The following is a 20,752-nucleotide window of genomic DNA, read 5'->3' on the forward strand; positions in this document are numbered from 1 at the left end:
CCGGCCTCTCTCAGGCCGAGGCCCGCCGCACCAGCGTGGTCGGGGTGATCACCGAGGCGGGCGTGCCGGCCCCCGGCTCGTCTTCGTTGAGTACGCGCATCAGCAGCCGCACCATCAACCGGCCCATGCCCTCGATGTCCTGACGGATCGTCGTCAACGGCGGATCGGTCTTCTCGGCGACCGACGACATGTCGTCGAAGCCGACCAGCGCCACATCCTCCGGCACCCGCAGTCCTCGCTCGCGCAGCGTCCGCAGCGCGCCCGAGGCCATCAGGTCGTTGGCGGCGAACACGGCGTCGAGATCGGGACGGAGATCCAGCAGCTCGGCCATCGCGCGAGCGCCCCTGTCCTCGGTGAAGTCGCCCTGCCGGACCAACTCCGGGTCGGCGTCCAGCAGTACGTCGCGGTAGCCGTCGATCCGGTCGAGCGCCGAGGTCTGGTCGCGGGGGCCCGCGATGTGCGCGATGTGCTGACGCCCGAGCGAGACCAGATGGCGCACCGCCTCCCGGGCGCCGCCGCGGTTGTCGCAGTCGACATACGGCACGGCGAGCTCGGCGGTCGCGCCCGGCCAGCCGGGACGGCCGCCGAAGACGGTCGGGACCTTGACCCGGCGGATGATGGAGGGCAGTTCGTCGTCGTTGTGGAGCGAGAAGGCCAGTGCGCCGTCGACATGGCCGCCGCCGAGATAGCGGGCTATCCGGTCGTGATCGCCGGGACCCTCCACCCACAGCAGCACGAGCTGCGAGTCGTACGCGGTCAGTTCGCGGCTGATGCCGCGCACCTGCTGCTCGAAGAACGGGTCCGAGAAGATCCTGAACTCCGGCTCGGCGATGATCACGGCGATCGCGCCGTTGCGCCGGGTGACCAGGGTGCGGGCCGCGTGGTTCGGCACGTAACCCAGTTCCTCGACCGCCTGGCGCACCTTGTCGACGAGCGGTGCGCGCACTCCCACACCGCCGTTGACGACCCGGGAGGCCGTGGCCCGTGAGACGCCGGCGAGTGCGGCGACGGCTTCCAGGGTGGGGCGGGACCCAGCGGTCTGCTCGGGCAAGGCGGCGCTCCTCGACTGCGTCGGCTGTTCGGACGACCAGGATATCCGGGACCTCGGCGATCACCTGAGAGCGCTCCCATCAGGAGGACGGGGAGCCGCCGCCCCTGCCGGGACGGCGGCTCCCCGCACTCCGCCTCAGCGGTGCTCGTGATCGTGCTCGGCCCCGGGAGTGCGGCCGCTTCCGTGACCGTGATCGTCGCCGTGATCGTGGATCGAGTTCGTCGCGGCGATCTTCTTCCAGGACCTGGGCTGGGCCCGCGCCACGTCGGCCCGGGCGATCCGCGCGTCCGCCGCCGCCGGAGCGGCCGGCTTCGACGGCTGGTAGAGCCAGGTGTCGAAGAGACCGGCGAGCGGCTTGCCGGAGATCTTCTCGGCGTACTTCACGAAGTCGCCGACCTTGGCATTGCCGTAGGCGTGCTCGGCCGGCCAGCCCTTGAGGATCGCGAAGAAGTCCTCGTCGCCGACCTCGTTGCGCAGCGCCTGGAGGGCAAGCGCGCCCCGGTCGTACACGGCGAGGTCGAACTGGTTCTCCGGACCCGGGTCGCCCGGCTTCACCGTCCAGAAGGGGTCATCGGCGGGGTGCTGCGCGTACACATGGTCACCGAGCTCCTGTGCCGTGCCCTCGCCCTCCTTCTCCGACCAGAGCCACTGGCTGTAGCGGGCGAAGCCCTCGTTGACCCAGATGTCCTTCCAGCCGTCGACGGAGACGCTGTCGCCGTACCACTGGTGGGCCAGCTCATGGACGACGACCGAGACGTTGGCGCCGTTCGCGAACTGCCGCGGGCTGTAGAACGGCCGGGTCTGCGTCTCCAGTGCATAGCCGCTGGTCACGTTCGGCACATAGCCGCCGAGCGCGTTGAAGGGATACGGGCCGAAGACCTCGGTCAGCCACTCGGCGACCTCGGCGGTCCGCTCGACGCTCGCCCGTGCCGCGCCCGCGTTGTCGCCGAGATCCTTGCTGTACGCGTTCAGGACCGGCAGCCCGCTCGCCGTCCTGTCCGTCGTGATGTCGAACTTCCCGACGGCGAGCGTGGCGAGATACGACGCCTGCGGCTTGTTGGAGCGCCAGTTGAAACGGGTCCGGCCGAGCTTCGAACTCTGCGACTGCAGCACCCCGTTGCTGATCGCCTGGGTGCCGTCGGGCACCGAGACGGAGATGTCGTACGTCGCCTTGTCCAGCGGATGGTCATTGCTCGGGAACCACCAGACGGCCGAGTCCGGCTGCTGAGCGGCGACGCCGCCGTCCGGAGTGCGGTGCCAGGCGGTGTATCCGCCGATGCTCAGCTCGGACGGCTTGCCCGCGTAGCGGACGACCACCGAGACGGCGCGGCCCTTCTCCAGCGGCGCGACCGGAGTGACGACCAGCTCATGGTCACCCTCGTTGGTGAAGGCCGCCTTCTTGCCGTTGACCCGTACCTCGCTCACCTTCAGCCCGAAGTCGAGGTTGAAGCGGCTCAGATTCTGCGTGGTGGTGGCGAGGATGGTCGCCGTGCCCGCCAAGAGGTCTGTCGTGGGCTCGTAGGTGAGCCTGAGGTCGTAGTGGGATACGTCGTATCCGCCGTTTCCGCTGGCCGGGTAGTAGGGATCGCCGATGCCCGGTGCGCCCGGCGACGAGTCGGCGGCCGATGCCGGGATCGCCAGCAGCAGGGAGGCCGCGAGTGCGCTCGGGACGATGAGTCTGCGGTGCACGGATGCTCCAAGTCGTGGGGGGCTGATGATCACTTGGAGCCTATGCAGACGGACCGGCCGCGGTCAGGAGCGAGGCTCGGCCATTCATGTGACTGCCATTGCGCCGAAATGTGGCGGTCGGCGACACCGGCGGCGGGCCGTCGCGCTGCCCTCGTCAGGGCCGGACCGCTGGCCTATCCTCCCGAGTAGTCCTGATATTTCCGGTCGGCCACGAACTCCGGGAGACCCGATGAAGGCAGTCGTCCAGGACCGGTACGGCTCACCCGACGACCTGGAGATCAGGGACATCGACAAGCCGGTGGCCGCCGAGGACGAGGTGCTGGTACGGATCCGCGCGGCCTCGGCCAATGCGTACGACTGGCACGTCATGCGGGGTGACCCGTACATCCCAGCGCGCCTGGGCATGGGACTGCGCAGGCCCAGAGCGAAGATCCGCGGCAGGGACTTCGCGGGCGTTGTGGAAGCGGTGGGCGCGAAGGTGACAGGACTGCGTCCGGGTGACGAGGTGTTCGGCGAAGTCGACGGAACCTTCGCGGAGTACGTGTGTGTCCGGGACACCATGGTGGGGCCGAAACCGGCGAGCCTGACGTTCGAACAGGCGGCCGCGGTACCGCTGGCGGGGAACACAGCCCTGATGGGCCTGCGCGACCGAGGCCGGGTACAGCCGGGACAGCAGGTCCTGATCAACGGCGCGTCGGGCGGCGTGGGGACGTTCGCCGTGCAGATCGCCGCGTGGCTCGGCGCGGAAGTGACCGGCGTGTGCAGCACGAGAAACGTCGACCTGGTCCGGTCGCTGGGCGCACACCATGTCATCGACTACACCCAGGTGGACTTCACTCGGACCGGACAGCGGTACGACGTCGTCCTCGACATGGTGGCGAACCGCTCGCTGGCCGACTGCCGGCGCGCGGTGACACCGACAGGAACGCTTGTCCTGGGCGGCGGAGGCACACCGGGCCGTCTCATCGGCGCGGCCGGTCTCACGGTCAGGGCGCTCGCGCTGTCCCCCTTCGTCCGACAGCGGCTGGTCCTCCTCATCGGACCCGCGCCGAGCAAGGAGAACCTGGCGACGCTGAGAGGCCTCGCCGATTCCGGAAAGATCACCCCGACCATCGACCGGACCTACCCGCTGAGCGAGGCCCCGGAGGCGATCCGGTACCTCGAGGTGGAGCACGCGCGCGGGAAGGTCGTCGTCACGGTGTGAACCATCACGGTGTGAACCGGGCACGCGCCGGACCGCTGCTCCGGGACCACATTCCGCTGGATCATTCTGTAGTCCCTGCGAGATCGTTCCGCGCGGCCGAACGCCCTCTGTTGCACAGGAGTTGACCGGAGTACCTTCCGCCCATGCCGATACGCGCGCGGGGCTCCCGCTTGACGTGCAGATCGCTGGTGGTGGCGGCTTCGGCCGCCCTGATGGCCGTGACGCTCAGCCCGCCAGGGGCACACGGCGCGCAGATGCGGGAGAGCAGACCCGTGTACTCGTACGAGAACGCCGTCCGCGAGGCCGTTTGGGTGGACACCCGGCTCGACGGAGACGGCGACGGCAAGACGGACCGGGTCGCCGTCGACATCGTCCGGCCGCGCGAACCCGCCGCCCAGGGCCGAAAGATTCCGGTCATCATGGACGCCAGTCCGTACTACTCCTGCTGCGGACGCGGCAACGAGAGCCAGAAGAAGACGTACGACGCGAACGGCAACGTTGTCCAGTTCCCGCTCTACTACGACAACTACTTCGTCCCGCGCGGCTATGCCTTCGTCGCGGTCGACCTGGCCGGGACCAATCGCTCCGACGGCTGCGTCGACGTCGGCGGCCGCTCCGACATCCAGTCCGCCAAGGCCGTCGTCGACTGGCTGAACGGCCGCGGCCGCGGCTACACCACGCGCACCGGCGCCGAGCCCGCCCGAGCCGGCTGGTCGAACGGCAACACCGGGATGATCGGCAAGAGTTACGACGGCACCATCGCCAACGGCGTCGCCGCGACCGGCGTCGAGGGACTGAAGACCATCGTCCCGATCGCCGCCATCTCCTCCTGGTACGACTACTACTTCGCCAAAGGCGCGCCGCTCTACGACTCGGGTCCGGAGTGGCTCTCCGACTATGTGGAGAGCACGGACGCACGGGCCCGCTGCCAGGCCGTCCAGCAGCGGCTGATCGACGAGGCCCCACGCACCGGCGATCTGACCCGGCTGTGGACCGAGCGGGACTACGTCCGGAGCGCCGACAAGGTCGGCGCGAGCGTCTTCGCCGTCCATGGCATGCAGGACCTGAACGTCCGGTCCAAGCACTTCGGCCAGTGGTGGGACGCGCTCGCCGACGAGGGCGTGGAGCGCAAGGTGTGGCTGTCGCAGACCGGGCACGTCGACCCGTTCGACTTCCGGCGCGGCGAGTGGGTGAAGACGCTGCACCGCTGGTTCGACCACTACCTCCTCGGTTACGACAACGGCATCGAACGCGAACCCATGGCCGATGTCGAGCGTGCACCCGACCAGTGGTCCACCGACCGCGTCTGGCCTCCGCGGGCCACGGACGCCACCACTCTGCGCCCCGGCAAGGGCGCGGCGCCCGGCGTCGGCACGCTCGGACCGACTCCGGCGCGGCCCGGCGTGAGCGAGACCTTCACCGACGACCGTACGCAGGACGAGACCGACTGGGCCGCGCAGATCGACACGTCGACCCCCGCCAAGGCCGGATTCATCACCAAACCGCTCGGGCGCGATCTGCGGCTCTCCGGATCCTCCACGGTGACGGTCACCGTCACGCCGACCACCAGCAGCGCCCATCTCTCCGCGGTCCTCGTCGACCTGGGCCCGGACACCATCCGCGACTACGCCGCGGCCGGCGAAGGCATCAGCACACTCACCGAACGCACCTGCTGGGGCGCGAACACCGCCGGCGACAGCGCCTGCTTCAAGGAGACCAAGGCGCGCACGGCGGCCGTCGAATACACGGTCTTCAGCCGTGGCTGGGCCGATCTCGGCAACTACGCCTCCGACGCCACGGGCCGCCCGCTGACCCCCGGCAGGCCGTACACCATCACCCTCGATCTGCACGCGAGTGACCATGTCGTCCCGGCCGGGCACCGGCTCGCGCTGATCGTCGCCGGCACGGACCGGGACCTCATCGACCCGCCCGCGAGCACGCCGACGCTGACGCTCGATCTCGCTCGCACGTCGGCGAAGCTGCCGATCGTCGGCGGCGCACCCGCCTTCGTACGCGCCACGGCAGGCTCCACCGCCGCTCCCGCTCCGCGTGAGCCCCGGCTCAGCGGTGTGGCCGAGCCGCGTCCGATCCGTCCGATCCCGGGAGCCGGCAGCCGATGAAACCGCGTATCCGCACACTCGGTCTGACACTTGTCGCCGCCGCGCTGGCCGTACCGCTGGTCACGGCACCCGCCGAGGCGGCGGACAGCGTCCCGCGCACCGGTTTCGAGATCAGCGACGGCGCCCGCTGGACCAGCCAGCCGGAGGAGCAGACCTTCCTCGGCGCGGTCGACCGACGCAGCGACCGGGTCTCGGTCGGCCGGATCGGCACGACCAAACAGGGCCGGCCGCTTCAGATCGTCCATGTCGGCTCTCCGCATGCGGCGAGCACGGTGCTGCTGATCTGTACGCAGCACGGTGACGAGCCGTCGGGTCGGGAGGCCTGTCTCTCGACGGTCCGCGATCTGGCGTTCGCGCGGGACGCCGAGACCCGCCGGCTGCTCGCCCGGACCCGGATCCTGGTCGTGCCGACCGCCAATCCCGACGGTCGTGCCGCGGACACCCGCGGAAACTCGGACGGCGTCGACATCAACCGCGACCACATCGCGCTGGGGACCGCCGAAGGACGGGCGATGGCAGCCGTCATCCGCGACCAACGACCCGACGTCATCTACGACTTGCACGAGTACGGCGCGACCCCGCCGTACTACGACAAGGACCTCTTCGACCTCTGGCCGCGCAACCTCAACACCGACGCCCGGGTCCACCGGGAGTCGCAGACGCTGTCCGGGCAGTACGTCCGCCCGGCCGCGCACAAGGACGGCCACACCACCGGCACGTACGGCATCTGGACCGACCCGGTCACCGGCGACCCGATCAAGCAGGTCGCGGGCGACGGTCAGGAGCGCATCCTGCGCAATGCCTCCGGCGTCAAGAACGCGGTGGGTCTCCTTATCGAGAGCCGGGTCGACCCGCTGACGGAGGAGGAGAAGGCGGACGCCGCGCTGAACAACCGGCGCCGCGTCGGCAGCCAACTGTCGGCCCTGGACGGTCTGCTGTCCTTCGCCGACGAGCGGCGCGGACCGATCGGGGCGGCGACCGCCGCGGCCCGGCTGGCGGGCTTCAAGGACCGCGGCCCGGTCTATCTCGGCGGAGCGGACAACGACCCGGCGACCGCGGAGGAGACACTCTCGGATCCGCCGTGCGGCTACCGGCTCGATGCGGCGCAGTACGCGGAGTTCCGGGACGAACTGGCACTGCACGGCGTCGTGTCCAGGCCGGAGGGCGACGGCGCGTTCGTGCCGCTGCGGCAGTCGCGGCGGGCGCTGGTCCCGCTGCTGCTCGATGCGCGCGCCCCTTACCACCTCACATCGGGGCAGCCCGTGACCGCTTGTTGATCCCGTTGACGTGCATTACCTGTGGTAGGGGGTAGCGGAGGCGAAAAGCAGGTTCCACGACTCCGTGAAAGGTGCCACTTGTGTCGCACGACGAACAACAGCCGGAGAGCCGGGGAGAGAGGCCTGTGACGGCGGATCTCCCCGGCCATCCGCACGAGACCGGTCGGGGCGTCACCGACCGCGTGGTCTTCGGAGTGACGGCCGTCCTCACCCTCGCCTTCGTTGTCTGGGGCGCCGTCGCCACCGACACGCTCGAAGACATCTCCAGCAAGATGCTCAACGGGCTGATCCACAACGGCGGCTGGGCCTTCGTCCTCGCCGCGTCCGGCTTCGTGGTCTTCGCCCTCTGGCTCGCCATCAGCCGCTACGGCAAGATTCCGCTTGGCCAGGAGGGCGAAGGCCCGGAGTTCCGCACGGTGTCGTGGGTCGCCATGATGTTCAGCGCGGGCATGGGCATCGGCCTGATGTTCTACGGAGTGAGCGAGCCGCTCGCGCACTACATCACCCCGCCGCCCGGCACCGACCCCGCCGACTCCGCGGCCCGCATGCAGACATCCATGGCCACCACGCTCTTCCACTGGACGCTGCACCCGTGGGCGATCTACGCGGTCGTCGGACTCGCCATCGCGTACAGCACCTTCCGCCGTCGCCGACGCCAGACCATCAGCGCGGTCTTCGTGCCGCTGATCGGCGAGCGGCACGCGCACGGTGCGCCCGGCAGGGTCATCGACATCCTGGCGATCTTCGCCACGCTCTTCGGCTCCGCGGCCTCGCTCGGTCTGGGCGCGCTCCAGATCGGCAGCGGTTTCCAGGAACTGGGCTGGATGGACAAGGTCAGCACCGGCCTGCTCGTCGGCATCATCGCGACGCTGACGCTGGCCTTCGTCGCGTCCGCCGTCTCCGGCATCGAAAAGGGCATCCAGTGGCTGTCCAACACCAATATGGTGCTCGCCCTGCTGCTCGCCGTGTTCGTCTTCGTCGCCGGGCCGACCATCATCGTGCTCGATCTGCTGCCGACCTCCATCGCTGCGTACTTCGGCGATCTGCCGCTGCTCGCGGGACGTACGGAGGCAAGCAGTGGCGAGGGCGTCGCCGACTGGCTCGGCAGCTGGACGGTCTTCTACTGGGCCTGGTGGATCTCCTGGACGCCGTTCGTCGGCATGTTCATCGCGCGCATCAGCCGCGGAAGGACGATCCGCCAGTTCGTCGGCGGAGTCATCCTGGTGCCGAGCACCGTCAGCCTGATCTGGTTCGCGGTCTTCGGCGGTACGGCGATGAAGCTGCAGGAGCGCAATCAGCTCGGTGAGGAGACGACGCCGGAGGGCCAGCTCTTCGCGGTGCTGCAGCAGTATCCGATCGCCACCGTCATGAGCCTGCTGGTGATGATCCTGGTCGGCATCTTCTTCGTGTCCGGCGCGGACGCGGCGTCCATCGTGATGGGAACGCTCTCGCAGAAGGGCTCCTTCGAACCGGCCAAGCTGGTGATCGTGTTCTGGGGCGTGGTGACCGGTGCCGTCGCGGCGATCATGCTGCTCATCGGGAACGGCAAGGGCGATGCGCTCGCCGGACTGCAGAACCTGACGATTCTGGTGGCCGCGCCCTTTGTGATCGTCATGATCGGCATGTGCGTGGCGCTGATGCGGGATCTGCGCCACGACCCGCTGATCGTGCGCGGCGAGATCGGCGTGGACGCCGTGGAGTCCGCGGTGATCGCGGGCCACGAGAAGTACGACGGTGACTTCGAGATCCGTATCGGCCCGGGAGCGGGCCCGGACGACGGCCGGAGCCCGGTCGGGAAGCCGTGATCACATCGGCTAAAGTTACTGGCTGGTATTGATCAAGCCTCTCAACGGGGCTGCACAGCCGTGCACTTGGAACGTGGTGCACGGGATGAAAGAGGAACGATGCGTCGTACGACCACCCTTGCCATCACCGCCGCCCTGGCCGGCGGTCTGCTCTTCGCGGCCGCGCCCGCGCAGGCGGCCACCACGGCGGGCGTCCGCGCCTCCGGCGTGATCATCTGCGACTACGCCAAGATGCACCAGGAAGTCGCCGATCTGAAGTCGAAGGCCGCGAAGCTGGACCGGCTCGGCGAGCGCGAGGCGGCCAAGCGGGCGCGTGCGCAGGCTGACGCGATCCAGCGCAAGATCAAGAACTGTCAGAACGCAGAGAACAACCTCTGACCCGCGCCTCCGCCCCGGCCCCTGCGACCTCAGGGGTCCGGGGCGGAGTTCGTCCGGCCGGAGCTCTATGAGGCCAGCGCCGCGGCGGCCTGCGCGCAGCCCCACGCCACGGTCACACCGGCCCCGCCATGGCCGTAGTTGTGCACCAACAGCCCGCCGCCCGGCAGCGGTTCGGACTCGATGCGTACGCCCGTCGACCTGGCCGGACGCAGTCCCACCAGATGTCCGATGATCCGCGCCCGTGCGAGTTCCGGAAGGATCCGCGCACAGCGCGCCACGATCGCATCGGCCGTCGCCGGATCCGGCGAAGTCCGCCAGTCGCCCTCCTCCGCCGTGCCGCCCAGAATCAGCCGCCCCGGCTGCGGAAAGACATACGCCGTCTTCTCGGAAGCGCCGTCCGCCGCGGTGAACCACTCCTCGATCCCCGGGTTCTCCACCAGGACCAACTGGCCGCGCACCGGCTGGAGCCGGTCGTCCGGAACCAGCTCCCGCGACCCGAGCCCGGTGCAGTTGACCACCACCGGAGCCTGAGCCGCCGCCTCGGCGAAGGAACCGACCGTACGCCGCTCCACCACACCGCCCGCGGCCTCGAACCGCCGCCGCAGCCAATCCAGATGGACCGGCATGTCGACCAACGGAAGCCGCGCCCACAGTCCTTCCGTGTACCCGGACGGCAACTCGTCCGCGCCCGCCGCGCGCAGCCCTTCCACCTGCGCCGCCCACGGCCCCAACTCCCCGAGCCGGACATGGGCGTGTACACCTGCGACCAGGCGTACGCCCGTCTCCTGCGGCCGCTCGGCCAGCTTCTCGTACACCCGCAGCGTGGCGAGCGACCAGTCGCCGACCAGCGCCTCCGGCTCGATGCGGTACGGCCACCACAGGGCACCGGCCACCGCCGACGTCGTCTCCTGCACCGACTCCCGTGTCCAGACGCGCACCCGGCGTCCGCTCTCCGCCAGCACAACGGCCGTCGTCAGCCCGATGACTCCGCCGCCCACCACGATCACTTCGCCGCTCATGCCTGGACGGTAGCGAATGCATGAGCTACGCAGCGTTCCATGCCTGCGCCGTGCTCAGAACGGGTCATAGGTGGGGATACTCAGGACATGTCTGCCGAGTACGCGACCTTCGGGCTGGCGCCGGCGATGCGGGCCGGGGGAGTCCTCGCCGATGGTGGCTACCAAGTCCACCGGGACTTCATGGACTTCATCGTCGACGGGCGGCCGTTGCTGTTCCAGCTCTGTGACCTCGACGCCGTCTCGCCGCTTGCCTCCGACGTACCGCCGGCGATCTTCACCGCACAGGTACGCACACTACTGCTGGACGCGCCCGCTCCGCTGGCCGGCGGACGCTGTGTCATCTACGGCTGCCCGGAGTGCGAGGCGCTGGAGTGCGGCGCGGTGACGGCCGTCATCGAGCGCGACGGCGCGGACATCGTATGGCGGGACTTCGCCTGGCAGACGTCCGAGAGCGCGGACCTGGAGCTCAACGGCTACGGGATAGGGCCGTTCCGCTTCCAGGGCGACGCGTACCGCGCCGAGTTGGAACGACTGATCCCGCCAGGCGATGACGCTCCGCTCCAGCGCCGCCGCGTCCTGCTGATCGGCGCGCGCGTCGCCGTACTGGCGAGACTGGCCGCGGCCCTGCGGACCATCGGCATCGGCGCGGACATCACGCACGACGCCACCAGGGTCCCGGCCGACGAACTGCGCACCTACGGCGCGGTCGCGTTCGGAACCGCGGTCGGTGAGCAGGAACGAGCAGCGGTGCGGGCGGCCTTCGAGGCGGCTGACGCGGACGTGGCGTATGTCGACGGCCTCGCCCCGATCATTCCGCTGCTGGTCGCGCAGATAGAACACGCCCTGGACCGCAGCCCGTTGGAGCGCCGCAGACTGACCCGGCTCACCGCGAACGACGGCGGAGCGGGCGTGGAGGTGACCTCGGCATGCCGGGTGCAGCTCGTCGCCTACCGGCTCGACCGGCTGTACCGCACCCGCATCACCGAAGTGTTCAACGGATTGCTGGAGCCCGGCGAGCACCGAATTCCAGTGGACGGGCGGGCGGTCAAAGGGCAATCCTTCCTTGTGGCGCGCACCATGGGGAGCGTGCTGGTCGCGCCGGTGGCGCGATGAACAGGACGAGGGGCCCGGGCGAGCCGCTGAATCGCCGTGCCGACATGCACCGAACGAACGGGAGGCCCGCCTCCCCGCGCCGATGAGCGCCCGGGGAAACGGACCGTCGATCCGTACCCGCACACCCGAGGAGCTGCGGCGCAGCCGCCGCCCCCGCGCCCACTCCTGCTGGGACCACCTCTACGCCGCGCCGCTGTGGCCGCTGCACGGAGCCAACCTCGGCACCCTCGCGCGCACCTGCGACGCGGTCGGCGCCTGTCTGACCGTGCCGCGGTTCCCGTGGGTGCCCGAGGCCCTGGCCCGCGGGAACACGCTGCGCAAGCCGCTCTGCACGCACTGGACCGGTGACCCGCTGGGCTGGCTGGAGAAGCAGCGCGAGCGCGGCGTACGGATCGTGGGCGTCGAGCTCGCGGACGAGGCGGTCCGCCTCGCCGACCTCGCCCCGGCCCGGCAGCCGACTGTCGTGGTTCTCGGCCATGAGCAGACAGGCATCGCGCCGGAAGCGCTGGACCTGCTCGACGAGTGCGTGGAGATCCCGATGATCGGCACGGGGGCCAGCCTCAATGTGGCGGTCGCCGGCTCGCTCGCCCTGTACAAGCTCGCCGGACTGCTCTGACCACGGGAACTGCTCTGACCACGGGAACTGCTCTGACCACGGGAACTGCTCTGACCACCGGATCTGCGCTCACGACCGCATCCGCCCTGACCTAGGATCTGTCCCCTGATGACTGCAACCCTCGTCGCCAAGGACCTCGCCGCCGGACACGGCGACCGCTCGCTCTTCTCCGGGCTCGACCTCGTCGTCGCGCCCGGCGACGTGATCGGTCTCGTCGGAGTCAACGGAGCCGGCAAGTCGACCCTGCTGCGTCTGCTCGCCGGACTCGACCGTCCCGAGCAGGGCGAGCTGCGGCTGTCGCCGCCGACCGCCACCGTCGGCCATCTGCCGCAGGAGCCGGAGCGGCGCGCGGGCGAGACGGTACGGGAGTTCCTGGCCCGCCGTACCGGCGTCGCCGCCGCGCAGACGGCCATGGACGAGGCGACCCAGGCCCTCGTCGACGGCGCTCCCGGGGCCGATGACGCGTACGCCACCAGCCTGGAGCGCTGGCTCGGTCTTGGCGGCGCGGACCTGGAAGAACGCGCCGACGAGGTCGCCGGAACGCTCGGCCTGACCGTCGGGCTCGACCTGCCGATGACCGCGCTCTCCGGCGGTCAGGCCGCCCGCGCGGGCCTCGCCTCACTGCTGCTGTCGCGGTACGACGTCTTCCTGCTCGACGAGCCGACCAATGACCTGGACCTCGACGGCCTGGACCGCCTGGAGACCTTTGTGCAGGGCCTGCGGGCCGGCACGGTCGTCGTCAGCCACGACCGTGAGTTTCTCACCCGGACGGTCACCAAGGTCCTCGAACTCGATCTCGCGCAGCAGGAGATCACCCTCTATGGCGGCGGATACACGGCCTACCTGGAGGAGCGCGAGACCGCTCGCCGGCACGCCCGCGAGGAGTACGAGGAGTACTCCGACAAGCGGTCCGCCCTCGAAGGCCGCGCCCAGATGCAGCGCTCCTGGATGGACAAGGGCGTCAAGAACGCCCGCCGGAAGGCGAGCGACAACGACAAGATCGGCCGCAAGTTCCGCAGCGAGGCCAGCGAGAAGCAGGCGGCGAAGGCCCGCCAGACCCAGCGCATGATCGAGCGTCTCGACACCGTCGACGAGCCGCGCAAGGAGTGGGAGCTGCGGATGGAGATCGCCTCCGCACCGCGCTCGGGCTCCGTCGTCGCCACGCTGCGCGAGGCCGAGGTGCGCCGCGGCGACTTCACCTTCGGCCCCGCGTCGCTCCAGATCGACTGGGCGGACCGGGTCGCGATCACCGGCGCCAACGGATCGGGCAAGTCGACCCTGCTCGCCGCCCTGCTGGGCAGGCTCCCGCTCGACGCGGGCCATGCCTCGCTCGGCTCGGGCGTCGTCGTCGGCGAGGTCGACCAGGCACGCGGGCTGTTCTACGGCACCGAGACGCTGCTCGACGCGTTCTGCGCGGCCGTACCGGACACCGAACCGGCCGAAGTGCGCACCTTGCTGGCCAAGTTCGGCCTCAAGGCGGCCCATGTGCTGCGCCCGGCGACCACGCTCTCCCCGGGCGAACGCACCCGCGCTGCGCTGGCGCTGCTCCAGGGCCGGGGCGTGAACCTCCTCGTCCTGGACGAGCCGACGAACCATCTCGACCTGCCCGCGATCGAGCAGCTCGAGTCGGCGCTGGACTCGTACACGGGAACGCTGCTGCTGGTCACCCACGACCGCCGGATGCTGGACGCGGTCCACACGACGCGCCGCATCGAGGTCGCGGACGGAAAGGTCACCGAGGCCGGCTGAGAAGCTGTGTCTGAGCCACGCATAACAAGTTGAGCGGGGCCCGCAGGCCGCGGTCGGCTACGTCGCCTCACTGGTGAAGGTCGATGCGGCGTCCGCTCGGAAGCCGGCTATCGGCTCGGGAGCGATCGCGGCAGCCCGAACGATGAGAGCACACTGGTCTCGAAGTGGGTCATGGCGCAGATCCGGTCGCCGGTGAGGGTGAGGACGATGAGGCCGGTCCCGTGGCGGATGCCGGTAGGGGCGCGCAGGTAGGCTCCGAACGCCGGTTGACCGTTGGCTCGGGTCGGCACGAGGTCGAACCTTCGGCCCGCGCCGAAGATGCTGGCGCAGAAGCGGGCCACGACGTCTGGGCCCTGGTATTCGAAGGGCATCGGCGGCATCGACATGAATACGTCGTGGGTCAGAAGGGCCACCAGCGCGCCGACATCGGCGGACTCCCACGCGCGGACGAATTTCGCCACGAGCGCGTCCTCGGCGGGTGAGTCGCAGGCGGGAGCCGGTTCGCGCTCGGCGGTCGGCGGCAGCCGGCGCTGCAGGCCGGCGCGGCCACGTTTGAGGGCGCTTTTGACCGACTCGACACTCGAGTCCAGCATGTCGGCCACCTCGTTCGCGTCGAATCCGAGGACGTCGCGCAGGATGAGGACGGCGAGCTGGCGAGGCGGCAGGACCTGCAGTGCGGTCACGAAGGCCAGAGAGACGGATTCGGTCTGCTCGTAGCGGGCCTCCGGGCCGAGCGGCACGCCGGTCGCACCCTCGAGGAGGGCGTCGGGGAACGGCTGCAGCCAGACGACCTCGCCGAGCCGGGTCGGCTCGGGCGGTTCAACATTGGGCACATGCCACTCCTTGGCCGGGCGTCGGCTTGCCGAGCGGCGCGCGTTGAGGCACCGGGTGGTGGCGATCCGGTAGAGCCAGGTGCGGATCGAGGCGCGCCCCTGGAACCCTCCGATGCCTTGCCAGGCGGCCAGCAGCGTGTCCTGCAGGGTGTCCTCGGCGTCCTGGAAGGATCCGAGCATCCGGTAGCAGTGCACCTGCAGCTCCCGGCAGTACGGCTCGGTCAGCTCCCGGAACGCCTCACCGTCCCCTGCCCGCGCCCTTGAGATCAGGTCGGCTGTCGCCACCCTCACCGTCACCTCGCCTTCTTCCCACGCCGTGTCGCACTTCCATCCTGTATGGACACCGGCAGAGGGGCGAAAGGGGCGGTTGACGGGTGCCCCCTTCGCCGACGTCGCGGTGTCTACATCATCGACGGCTCGGACGATCCGGTCGCCGGCTGACGGCGAAAGGCAGCCCCGTGCAGATGAGTCTCAGCCGTCGGTCGTCACTCATGAGGTGGGCAGGTGTGATCCACCCACTGCACAGAAGGGACCAGAGAGATGTTGCTGAACGACAAGGTTGCGGTGATCTACGGAGCCGGAGGCGCGATCGGCAGTGCTGTCGCACGCTCTTTTGCGCACGAAGGGGCAGAGGTTTTTCTCACCGGGCGCCTCCAAGCACCGGTCGAGGTGGTCGCCAAGGACATCGTTTCCGCCGGCGGGTCCGCCGCGGCGGCCGAGGTCGACGCGCTCGACGAGCAGGCCGTGGACAGGCATCTGCAGTCCGTGATCGATCAGGCAGGGCGCGTTGACATCTCGTTCAACGCGATCGGCATCCCGAACGCACAGATTGTGGGTGTCCCTCTGGCCGAGCTGGACGCCGGGCAGTTCTCCCTGCCGATCACGGCCTACGTCACGTCGTACTTCCTGACCGCGCGCCTGGCCGCACGGCACATGATCCCGAACAGATCGGGAGTGATCATGACCGTCACCGCACTCCACTCGCGGACGGGCCTCCCATTGGTAGGAGGCTACGGTCCGGCGCAGGCCGCCAAGGAGGCACTCACACGAGACCTGTCCGCCGAGCTCGCACCTCAGGGCATCCGCGTGGTCGGTCTGCGCCCACAGGGCATGCCGGAGACACGCACGATCAAGGAAGCCTTCGAGCCGCGGGCCAAGGCAACGGGCATGACTTGGGAACAGTGGCAGGAGTTGCTTGCCGGCAGGACCCACCCGCGACGGCTCATGACGCTTGCGGAGATGGCTGACGTTGCGGTTTTCATGGCGTCCGACAAGGCGAGCGGGATGACGGGAACCACCGTCAACCTGACCATGGGCAGCCTGGACGACTAGCGACCGACGCTGCGCCAAGAGCGGCGGCGGCGTAACGATGCGCAAGGGCCTGCCTCCGGGCCGACCGTGGCACGCGCACGCGCAAGGGCCCCGCAGCCACCCGGCTGCGGGGCCCTGTCGCTTCCAACTCTCAGCGGCGGCGCTGGTCCGGATCCGCGAGGCCAGCACGGCGCAGTGCGTCCGCCATCGCGCTGTTCGCCGGCGGTGGGGCCTGACGGTCCCCGCCACGGCCGCCGCCTCCCTGCTGACGGCGCTGCTGCGGCGGGCGGCCGCCGCGGTCACCGCGCTGGCGCTGGCCTCCGCCACCGGAGGCACCCGCGTCCTTCGGCGCCGCCTCGTCCTCGAGGCGCAGCGTGAGCGAGATCCGCTTGCGCGGAATGTCGATGTCGAGGACCTTCACCTTCACCACGTCGCCGGGCTTCACCACGTCCCGCGGGTCCTTGACGAACGTCTTGGACATCGCCGACACATGGACCAGACCGTCCTGGTGCACGCCGATGTCCACGAACGCGCCGAACGCCGCCACATTGGTGACCACGCCTTCGAGGATCATGCCGGACGCCAGGTCGCCGAGCTTCTCCACGCCCTCCTTGAAGGTGGCCGTCTTGAAGGCCGGCCGCGGGTCGCGTCCCGGCTTCTCCAGCTCGCGCAGAATGTCCGTCACCGTCGGCAGACCGAACGTCTCGTCCACATAGTCGGCCGGCTTCAGCGACCGCAGCACCGGCGCGTTGCCGATCAGCGAACCGACCTGCTCGCCCGCCGTCCGCACCATGCGCCGCACCACCGGATACGCCTCCGGGTGCACGCTGGAGGCGTCCAGCGGATCGTCACCGTCGCGGATCCGCAGGAAGCCCGCGCACTGCTCGTACGCCTTCGGGCCGAGCCGCGCCACATCCTTCAGCGCCTTGCGCGAGCGGAACGGGCCGTTCGCGTCGCGGTGCGCGACGATGTTCTCGGCGAGACCCGTGCCGATGCCGGAGACCCGTGAAAGCAGCGGCGTGGACGCGGTGTTGACGTCGACGCCGACACCGTTCACACAGTCCTCGACGACCGCGTCCAGCGAGCGCGAGAGCTTCACCTCGGACAGATCGTGCTGGTACTGGCCGACGCCGATCGACTTGGGGTCGATCTTCACCAGCTCGGCGAGCGGGTCCTGGAGCCGGCGCGCGATCGACACCGCGCCACGGATCGACACGTCCAGCTCCGGCAGCTCCTGCGAGGCGAACGCGGACGCGGAGTACACCGAGGCGCCCGCCTCCGAGACCATCACCTTGGTGAGCTTCAACTCCGGGTGCTTGGTGATCAGTTCACCGGCGAGCTTGTCGGTCTCGCGGGACGCGGTGCCGTTTCCGATCGCCACCAGATCGACGGAGTGCTCCTTGGCCAGCCGCGCCAGCTTCGCCAGCGACTCGTCCCACTTGTTCGCCGGGACGTGCGGATAGATCGTGTCGATGGCGACGACCTTGCCGGTCGCGTCGACGACGGCCACCTTCACACCCGTACGGAATCCGGGGTCGAGGCCCAGCGTCGCGCGCGTGCCGGCCGGTGCGGCCAGCAGCAGATCGCGCAGGTTCGCGGCGAAGACCCGGACCGCCTCGTCCTCGGCGGCGGTGCGCAGCCGCAGCCGCAGATCGATGCCGAGGTGCACCAGGATCCGGGTCCGCCAGGCCCAGCGCACCGTGTCGGCCAGCCACTTGTCGGCCGGACGTCCGCGGTCGGCGACATCGAACCGGCGGGCGACCATGTTCTCGTACGCCGAGGGACCGGGCTGGTCGGACGGCTCCTCCGGCTCCAGCACCAGGTCGAGGATCTCCTCCTTCTCGCCCCGGAACATGGCCAGCACCCGGTGCGACGGCAGGTCGGTGAACGGCTCCGCGAAGTCGAAGTAGTCGGCGAACTTCGCGCCCGCCTCCTCCTTGCCCTCGCGCACCTTCGCGGCCAGCCGGCCCCGCGTCCACATCCGCTCGCGCAGCTCGCCGATCAGATCGGCGTCCTCGGAGAAGCGCTCGGTCAGGATGGACCGCGCGCCGTCGAGCGCCGCGGCGGCGTCCGCGACGCCCTTGTCCGGGTCGACGAACGCCGCGGCCGCCGCGAGCGGATCGACCGAAGGATCGCCGAGCAGCCCGTCGGCCAGCGGCTCAAGACCGGCCTCGCGCGCGATCTGCGCCTTCGTCCGCCGCTTCGGCTTGAACGGCAGATAGATGTCCTCAAGCCGCGCCTTGGTGTCGGCGGCCCGGATCTGGGCCTCCAGCGCCTCGTCCAGCTTGCCCTGCTCGCGTACGGACTCCAGGATCGCGGTCCGCCGCTCCTCCAGCTCCCGCAGATACCGCAGCCGTTCCTCGAGCGTGCGCAGCTGCGCATCGTCGAGCATCTCGGTCGCTTCCTTGCGGTAGCGCGCGATGAACGGCACGGTCGACCCGCCGTCGAGCAGCTCCACGGCCGCCTTGACCTGCCGCTCCCGTACGCCGAGCTCCTCGGCGATCCTGCCTTCGATGGACGTCGTCACGGTTGTCCGACTCGCCTTCTCGTGCTGGCTGTGCTTGAGAGTGCATTGTGCCGGGTGGCCGGGCGCCGTGTCGCGCGGCCCTCTGCGCCGGCCGCGCTAGGACTTGCCGGTGGACTCACCCGGGAAAGCGCCCGCGGCCAGCGCGGTCTTGAGGAAACCGCGTGCCAGTTCGGTCAGCCGCTCGACGGACTCGGCACCCAGATGTGCGTACGGGGCATGGTCTGCGCGGTCCGTGTGCTCCTCCACCTCTTCGCGCAACCGTACTCCCGCCTCGGTCAACTCGCCCCCGGCATCGAGGAGTCCGCGCTCGCGCAGCCGGTCCTCAGCCGCCTCCCAGTCGGTGCGCCGCCAGCCGCGCGTGGCGAGAATCCAGCGCGGCGCCATGCCCTTGCCGGTCGCGGTGTGGCTCACCAGCGCCTCCAGCGGGTCGAGCTCCGCGTGGAGCAGCGCGGCGAGATGGGCGTCGCCCCGGTGCTCGCGAAGCAGCGTCGCGGCATGCCAGTACGCGAGATGCGGCTCCTCGGGCACCGGCAGATCGGCGTGCGCGGCGTACAGCGGCCGGGCGTGGCGGGTGCAGGCCTCGGTGGCACGCAGCGCGAGGTCCGCGGCCTCGGCCAGTTCCTTCGACGCGACGGCCTGCTCGCCGAGCAGCCGCCGCAGCGTGGAGTCGACCGCGCGCAGCCGTGCGCCGAGGGCCGCTTCGGGCGATGCGATGTCCCAGACCGCGGGCAGATGCCGGGCGACCAGCTCGTGGTTGAAGTTGTAGAACGTCGCGGTGACCGTGCCGGGCCCGACGGCGCCCATCGCGGCGGCGCGGGCCGCGAAGTAGGCGGCCTTCGCGTCCTCGATGCCGAGCGCGGCGAACTCGGTCTCGAGGTCCGGCGAGAAGTACACCGTCGAGTGCATCGGGTTGAGGGCGTGGTGGCAGCGGCGTCCCGCGCGCGGCGGCAAAGAGGTCATGCCGGTCAGGTTACCGACTGGTCGGTACGCGAGACCAGGCCGGGGGCGTGAACTCGGACACCGATGGCAGGAAAGGTGGGGTCCTCGTCATTGCGGACACTCGGTACGCGGAGAACGATGGAGGACATGACAGAGCGATCCGTGCTCGTCGTCCTCTACGACGGCGTGCAGAGCCTGGATGTGACAGGCCCCGTGGAGGTGTTCACCCGCGCCGGGATGGTGACCGGCGACCCGGCCGCCTATCCGATCCGCACCGCCTCGCTGGACGGGTCGGCGGTGCGGACCTCCAGCGGGCTCTCACTCGTCCCGGACACCGCTCTCGCCGACGCGGCGCCGCACCACACACTCCTTGTCCCCGGCGGCGAGGGCACCCGCCGTCCCGACGCCGCGGTGATCGACTGGCTCCGGGAGAACGCGCCGCGCGCCGAGCGGCTGCTCTCCGTCTGCACCGGATCGCTGCTGCTCGCCGACGCCGGACTGCTCGACGGCCACCGGGCCACCACGCACTGGGCCCTGTGCGACCATTTCGCCCGCCGCCATCCGCAGGTCGACGTCGATCCGGACCCGATCTTCGTGCGCGACGGACGGATCGCCACCTCCGCCGGCGTCACCGCCGGCATCGACCTGGCACTCGCGCTGGTCGAGGAGGACCACGGCCGCGATGTCGCGCTCACCGTCGCCCGCATTCTGGTGGTGTTCCTCCGACGCCCCGGAAACCAGGCGCAGTTCAGCGCCCAGCTCGCCGCACAGACCGCGCGCCGCGAACCGCTGCGCGAGGTCCAGCACTGGGTCAGTGAGCATCCCGACGGCGATCTGTCCGTCGAATCCCTGGCCGGGCGCGCCCGGCTCTCGCCACGGCACTTCGCCCGCGCGTTCCAGGCCGAGACCGGGATGACGCCGGGCCGGTACGTCGAGCGCGTACGGCTCGAACACGCCAGGCGGCTGCTGGAGGACACCGCCTACGGCGTCCAGGAGGTGTCGCGCGCGGCCGGTTACGGCACGCCCGAGGCGATGCGTCGCGCCTTTGTGAAGACGCTCGGAACCGCGCCCGCGGAGTACCGCCGCCGCTTCCACGCCCCTGCCCAGCCCGCCACCTGAAG

General features: G+C 70.2%; 16 protein-coding genes. 10 read left to right on the plus strand and 6 right to left on the minus strand.

Annotation, left to right across the window (positions count from 1 at the left end; genetic code table 11):
- Positions 1 to 10: 10 nt before the first annotated feature.
- Together ACH4YL_RS11645 and ACH4YL_RS11650 are read right to left on the minus strand one after the other, a co-directional pair.
- Positions 11 to 1,051: a LacI family DNA-binding transcriptional regulator gene (locus tag ACH4YL_RS11645; protein WP_398507079.1), complete on the minus strand. Its 1,041-nt coding sequence runs from the start codon at positions 1,049 to 1,051 to the stop codon at positions 11 to 13.
- Between the two features lie 135 nt (positions 1,052 to 1,186).
- Positions 1,187 to 2,740 (minus strand): M1 family metallopeptidase, encoded by a 1,554-nt coding sequence (locus tag ACH4YL_RS11650; RefSeq protein ID WP_398507080.1) that lies wholly within the window; start codon positions 2,738 to 2,740, stop codon positions 1,187 to 1,189.
- 229 nt (positions 2,741 to 2,969) lie between these two features.
- Here ACH4YL_RS11650 and ACH4YL_RS11655 point away from each other — a divergent pair, with 229 nt between their 5' ends.
- The 5 genes from ACH4YL_RS11655 to ACH4YL_RS11675 all read left to right on the plus strand — a co-directional run bounded on the left by ACH4YL_RS11655 (position 2,970) and on the right by ACH4YL_RS11675 (position 9,524).
- Positions 2,970 to 3,944, plus strand: a complete 975-nt coding sequence (locus ACH4YL_RS11655) for an NAD(P)-dependent alcohol dehydrogenase (RefSeq protein ID WP_398507081.1) — start codon at positions 2,970 to 2,972, stop codon at positions 3,942 to 3,944.
- Between the two features lie 143 nt (positions 3,945 to 4,087).
- Positions 4,088 to 6,064, plus strand: coding sequence for a Xaa-Pro dipeptidyl-peptidase (locus tag ACH4YL_RS11660; RefSeq protein ID WP_398507082.1), 1,977 nt, complete (start codon positions 4,088 to 4,090; stop codon positions 6,062 to 6,064).
- On the plus strand, positions 6,061 to 7,341 hold the full coding sequence (locus tag ACH4YL_RS11665; protein WP_398507083.1) for a M14 family metallocarboxypeptidase: 1,281 nt from the start codon (positions 6,061 to 6,063) through the stop codon (positions 7,339 to 7,341). The genes ACH4YL_RS11660 and ACH4YL_RS11665 overlap by 4 nt, the downstream gene beginning before the upstream one ends.
- A gap of 125 nt (positions 7,342 to 7,466) precedes the next feature.
- Positions 7,467 to 9,146, plus strand: coding sequence for a BCCT family transporter (locus ACH4YL_RS11670; RefSeq protein WP_398507084.1), 1,680 nt, complete (start codon positions 7,467 to 7,469; stop codon positions 9,144 to 9,146).
- A gap of 99 nt (positions 9,147 to 9,245) precedes the next feature.
- The gene (locus ACH4YL_RS11675; RefSeq protein ID WP_398507085.1) at positions 9,246 to 9,524 is read left to right on the plus strand and encodes a hypothetical protein; all 279 of its coding nucleotides are present in this window, start codon (positions 9,246 to 9,248) and stop codon (positions 9,522 to 9,524) included.
- 65 nt (positions 9,525 to 9,589) lie between these two features.
- Here ACH4YL_RS11675 and ACH4YL_RS11680 read toward each other — a convergent pair whose 3' ends face one another.
- Positions 9,590 to 10,543 carry an NAD(P)/FAD-dependent oxidoreductase gene (locus tag ACH4YL_RS11680; protein WP_398507086.1) on the minus strand — a complete coding sequence of 318 codons (954 nt, stop codon included), beginning with the start codon at positions 10,541 to 10,543 and terminating at the stop codon, positions 9,590 to 9,592.
- An 87-nt stretch (positions 10,544 to 10,630) separates the two neighbouring features.
- Between ACH4YL_RS11680 and ACH4YL_RS11685 the strand changes: the two genes are divergently transcribed.
- From ACH4YL_RS11685 to ACH4YL_RS11695, 3 genes are all read left to right on the plus strand, one after another.
- Complete coding sequence (locus tag ACH4YL_RS11685; RefSeq protein ID WP_398507087.1) at positions 10,631 to 11,656, plus strand: oxidoreductase; 1,026 nt, start codon at positions 10,631 to 10,633, stop codon at positions 11,654 to 11,656.
- 82 nt (positions 11,657 to 11,738) lie between these two features.
- Positions 11,739 to 12,272, plus strand: a complete 534-nt coding sequence (locus ACH4YL_RS11690; protein ID WP_398507088.1) for a TrmH family RNA methyltransferase — start codon at positions 11,739 to 11,741, stop codon at positions 12,270 to 12,272.
- Between the two features lie 108 nt (positions 12,273 to 12,380).
- On the plus strand, positions 12,381 to 14,021 hold the full coding sequence (locus tag ACH4YL_RS11695; RefSeq protein ID WP_398507089.1) for an ABC-F family ATP-binding cassette domain-containing protein: 1,641 nt from the start codon (positions 12,381 to 12,383) through the stop codon (positions 14,019 to 14,021).
- A 107-nt stretch (positions 14,022 to 14,128) separates the two neighbouring features.
- Here ACH4YL_RS11695 and ACH4YL_RS11700 read toward each other — a convergent pair whose 3' ends face one another.
- Positions 14,129 to 15,139 (minus strand): sigma-70 family RNA polymerase sigma factor, encoded by a 1,011-nt coding sequence (locus ACH4YL_RS11700; RefSeq protein WP_398507090.1) that lies wholly within the window; start codon positions 15,137 to 15,139, stop codon positions 14,129 to 14,131.
- Between the two features lie 255 nt (positions 15,140 to 15,394).
- Between ACH4YL_RS11700 and ACH4YL_RS11705 the strand changes: the two genes are divergently transcribed.
- On the plus strand, positions 15,395 to 16,186 hold the full coding sequence (locus ACH4YL_RS11705) for an SDR family NAD(P)-dependent oxidoreductase (protein WP_398507091.1): 792 nt from the start codon (positions 15,395 to 15,397) through the stop codon (positions 16,184 to 16,186).
- Positions 16,187 to 16,316: 130 nt separating this feature from the next.
- Here ACH4YL_RS11705 and ACH4YL_RS11710 read toward each other — a convergent pair whose 3' ends face one another.
- Both ACH4YL_RS11710 and ACH4YL_RS11715 read right to left on the minus strand, forming a co-directional pair.
- Positions 16,317 to 18,692: a Tex family protein gene (locus ACH4YL_RS11710; RefSeq protein ID WP_398507092.1), complete on the minus strand. Its 2,376-nt coding sequence runs from the start codon at positions 18,690 to 18,692 to the stop codon at positions 16,317 to 16,319.
- A 96-nt stretch (positions 18,693 to 18,788) separates the two neighbouring features.
- Positions 18,789 to 19,652, minus strand: coding sequence for a hypothetical protein (locus ACH4YL_RS11715; protein ID WP_398507093.1), 864 nt, complete (start codon positions 19,650 to 19,652; stop codon positions 18,789 to 18,791).
- A gap of 126 nt (positions 19,653 to 19,778) precedes the next feature.
- Between ACH4YL_RS11715 and ACH4YL_RS11720 the strand changes: the two genes are divergently transcribed.
- Complete coding sequence (locus ACH4YL_RS11720; protein ID WP_398507094.1) at positions 19,779 to 20,750, plus strand: GlxA family transcriptional regulator; 972 nt, start codon at positions 19,779 to 19,781, stop codon at positions 20,748 to 20,750.
- Positions 20,751 to 20,752: the final 2 nt, after the last annotated feature.

The sequence above is a fragment of the Streptomyces sp. NPDC020681 genome (assembly GCF_044334895.1).
In the GTDB taxonomy this organism is placed as follows: domain Bacteria; phylum Actinomycetota; class Actinomycetes; order Streptomycetales; family Streptomycetaceae; genus Streptomyces.